This is a genomic window from Arthrobacter sp. B0316-1-20, assembly GCF_059091865.1.
Genome location: NZ_JBNHHC010000187.1, coordinates 1 through 3,500, shown reverse-complemented (window position 1 = coordinate 3,500; position 3,500 = coordinate 1). Strand labels below are relative to the sequence as shown.

Below are 3,500 nucleotides of genomic sequence, written 5' to 3'. Positions count from 1 at the left end.
ATGTAGCCGGCCCAGCAGGCTGCGGCTCCGAGGGCGAGCAAGACTCCTCCCGGGTCCGTCTGACCCCGCCATGGCTCCGTCAGGGCGAGCACACCGGCCCCTGCAACCACCGCCCAGAGCCTGCCTTTCCCATGCCCCTGGACGATGGCGACCCCGAGCGGCCCGAGGAACTCGAGAGCGACCGCTGTTCCAAGGGGCAGGCGTTCAGCCGCGGCCATGAACAGGATGGTCATCCCGGCGGTCACCACGCCAAGAAGAGCGCAGGTCCGCAGCAGGGACGGACTGAACCGCATCCTCCACGGACGCAGGAGGACCACCAGGATGACGCTGGCCCACGCCAAACGCAACCAGGTCACTCCTCCCGCTCCTAACTGGTCGAGGAGACCGACCGATAGGGCAAGGCCGAGCTGAACGCAGCTCATCGCCGCGACCGCCATGATGGACCCGGCGCCGGCGCCGGAGAATCGAGGAGCACTGATCATGGAACAAGTAGACCCATACCTGAATGTTCGCGTCCACGTGATGATGATCGACATATCGTTTAGCATTTATGGACAATTGGAGCATGGACATACGACGGCTGCGGATCCTGCTCGAATTGTCCCGGTCCGGATCGATGCGTGCTGTTGCAGATCTGATGGGAACCACCACCTCGACCGTCTCTCAGCAAATCGCGGCCTTGGCCCGTGAGACCGGCACGGCACTGCTCGAAGCCGAGGGCAGGGGTGTGCGTCTCACCCCCGCCGGCAGGCGCCTGGCCGACCACGCGCTCACCATCCTCGCCGCGGTCGACGCCGCCCACGCGGATCTGGATCCCGGCGGCGAGCCCAGGGGCACCCTCCGTGTCTCGGGGTTTGCCACCGCGATCCGCAGGAACCTGATGCCCATCGTTACCGAGACGGCTACGACACGTCCGGCCATGAAAATCGTGGTGCACGAACACGAACCGGCTGAAGCTCTCGCGCTGCTGCGGGCCGACCGAGTCGATCTCGCGTTGACCTACGACTACAATCTCGCCCCGGCCCCCAGTGATCCCGCCTTTGACGTCCTGCCGCTCTGGTCCACCGCGTGGGGCCTGGGCGTCCCGACAAGCGACGCGGACCAAGCGCGGGGAACCGCCCCCGAAGTATTTGCCGCTTTCCGCGACCGTGACTGGATCGGAAACTCCCGGAACCAGGCCGATGAGGAAGTGCTGCGTCTCATCGGCTCCCTCTCCGGATTCGAACCCAACCTCCGGCATGAGGCAGACAGTCTCGACCTCGTAGAAGACCTCATCCTCGCGGGCATGGGTGTCGGCCTGCTGCCCTCGGACCGCACCACGCAACCCGGCGTCACCATTGTTCCCCTCACCCAGCCCGACGTCCGCTTACGCGCATACGCACAAACACGCAGAGGACAGGCCAACTGGCCGACCCTGCAGCTCGTCCTCGCCCGCCTGACACACCAGCGGGCGTAACCAGCAACGCGGATGATCAGCTACTGGACACCTCGGCGTTTGTCCCACTGCTCATCCTGGAACCGATACCCGCCGAATGCCGGCGCCTCTGGGACGCCACTACGACTCCGTCGGCGACGCTGCTGTATGTCGAGACTGCTGCGGCGCTCCACCAGGCGCATCGGCTTGAGCGCATCGATCCGGGCCAGCTGGACACGCTGCTTGGTGAGCCTGAATCGTACTGGGAAAGCTTCGGCATCATCGCCCTGGACGATACCGTCATGCGGCGCCGGACTTTAGCTGCCCCGCCATCCTTGTCAGCTTCCGGGGGCCGTGCTGTAGTTGGGTGACGCAGGCAATAAACGTTCCATGGAACGGCGGTGCGAAACCGGCTGCGGCTGCTGAAGGGAGGGAACTCGATGAGCGTCTCCCGACTGCTGCCCTCCGAGGAGGCACAGGACCTGATCGACCTCACGCGCGAGATTGCCGCCAAGGAGCTGGCACCGCTGGCCGCCACGGTGGAACGCGCCGAAGCATTCCCCCGCGAGGTCTTCCGCACCCTGGGCCGCGCCGGGCTGCTGAGCCTGCCGTACGCGGAGGAATACGGCGGCGGCGGACAACCGGCCGAGGTATCCCTGCAGGTGCTGGAGGAGCTGGGTTCTGCGTGGGCCAGCGTCGGCGTCGGTGTGAGCGTGCACGCGCTGTCCTGCTTCCCGCTCGCGGCGTTCGGCACCGATCTGCAGCGCAAGTCGTGGTTTGCCGACCTGCTCTCCGGCGAAACGCTGGGGGCCTACTGCCTCTCCGAGTCGCACGCAGGATCCGACCCTTCCGCCATGCGGACCCGCGCGGTGCGCAAGGGCGACGGTTACGTTATCAGGGGCGCGAAGGCCTGGACGACGCACGGCGGGAATGCCGATTTCTATACCGTGTTCGCCCGCACCTCCGACGAGGGCGGACACGGCATCTCCTGCTTCCTGGTACCCGCCGACGCCGACGGGCTGAGCGCCTCGCCGCCAGAACGCAAGATGGGCCTGACCGGATCGACCACGGCCACGATGAATTTCGACGGCGTCTTCGTCGCCGCCGAGCGGCGGATCGGGAATGAGGGGCAGGGCCTGGCCATCGCCTTCGCCGCGCTCGATTCGGGCCGGCTGGGCATCGCGGCGGTCGCGACCGGTCTGGCGCAGTCCGCCCTCGACCTCGCCGTCTCCTACGCGAAGGAGCGTGAGTCGTTCGGCAAGCGGCTCATCGACCATGAGGGACTGGCGTTCCTGCTGGCCGATATGGCCGCCGATGTTGAATCGGCGCGGGCCACCTACCTATCCGCGGCACGGCTGAAGGACGCCGGACGCCCGCACCGCCATGAGGCAGCGATCGCCAAGCTGGTGGCGACCGACAATGCCATGAGGGTCACCACCAATGCGGTGCAGGTTCTCGGCGGCGCTGGCTACACCACAGATTTCCCGGCCGAACGCTACATGCGCGAAGCGAAGGTCATGCAGATCTTCGAAGGCACCAACCAGATCCAGCGCCTGGTCATCTCGCGGCAGCTTGCGCGCTGAAGCGGCACCACGGCACCCGCCCGGGTGCCGCCGTCGTTCTCAGTCCGCCGCCCGGGCCGTGCCGCGCGGGCCGACCACGGCATCCTCGGCGCGGTCCCGGTGCATCGCAGCGACCAGCTCCGCGAAGAACCTGCGCAGCCACTCCACCGCGGCGGCATGGTCGCCTGCCCCGAGCAACCGTGCGGTTTCACGCAGGGCCCGGCTCCACAGCGGCCTCAGGTGCTCGGAAGGGTAAATCTGGATCCGTCCCATGGAGCGGAGCATGACCTGGTCCATCACGGCGCGCAGCTCGTCGTTGCCGGCGGCGTCGAAGATCAGGTCAACGATCCGCGCGAACGCCGCGGCGGGCGCGTCCGGGTCCTCCGCTGTCAGCGCGGCCTCGAAGGCCTCGGTAAGGCGCTCAAAATCCGCCAGCCATTCCGCGGACGTATTGCCCCGGACCCGCTCCAGCCCGGCTACCAGCACAGCGCCGAGGACGTCCATCAGGTCGATCGCCTGTTTCT

The 3,500-nt window shown here is 67.2% G+C and carries 4 protein-coding genes; 2 read left to right on the top strand and 2 right to left on the bottom strand.

All coding sequences use genetic code 11. The annotated features are described in order from the left end of the window. A partial coding sequence (locus AC5RW2_RS41540; protein ID WP_494075323.1) for an EamA family transporter occupies positions 1 to 482 on the bottom strand: 482 nt, incomplete at its 3' end. Positions 483 to 565: 83 nt separating this feature from the next. On the opposite strand from AC5RW2_RS41540, the gene AC5RW2_RS41535 reads away from it, so the two are divergent. Both AC5RW2_RS41535 and AC5RW2_RS41530 read left to right on the top strand, forming a co-directional pair. Beyond that, positions 566 to 1,456 carry a LysR family transcriptional regulator gene (locus tag AC5RW2_RS41535; RefSeq protein WP_494030817.1) on the top strand — a complete coding sequence of 297 codons (891 nt, stop codon included), beginning with the start codon at positions 566 to 568 and terminating at the stop codon, positions 1,454 to 1,456. A gap of 398 nt (positions 1,457 to 1,854) precedes the next feature. After that, on the top strand, positions 1,855 to 2,997 hold the full coding sequence (locus tag AC5RW2_RS41530; RefSeq protein WP_494030816.1) for an acyl-CoA dehydrogenase family protein: 1,143 nt from the start codon (positions 1,855 to 1,857) through the stop codon (positions 2,995 to 2,997). Positions 2,998 to 3,036: 39 nt separating this feature from the next. On the opposite strand, the gene AC5RW2_RS41525 is transcribed toward AC5RW2_RS41530, so the two are convergent. Beyond that, positions 3,037 to 3,500, bottom strand: a 464-nt coding sequence (locus tag AC5RW2_RS41525; protein ID WP_494075322.1) for an FCD domain-containing protein, incomplete at its 5' end; no start/stop codon positions are given.

Coding starts and splice junctions, on each gene's coding strand:
- AC5RW2_RS41535 (WP_494030817.1), top strand. CDS start 566: ATGGACATACGACGGCTGCGGATCCTGCTCGAATTGTCCCGGTCCGGA.
- AC5RW2_RS41530 (WP_494030816.1), top strand. CDS start 1,855: ATGAGCGTCTCCCGACTGCTGCCCTCCGAGGAGGCACAGGACCTGATC.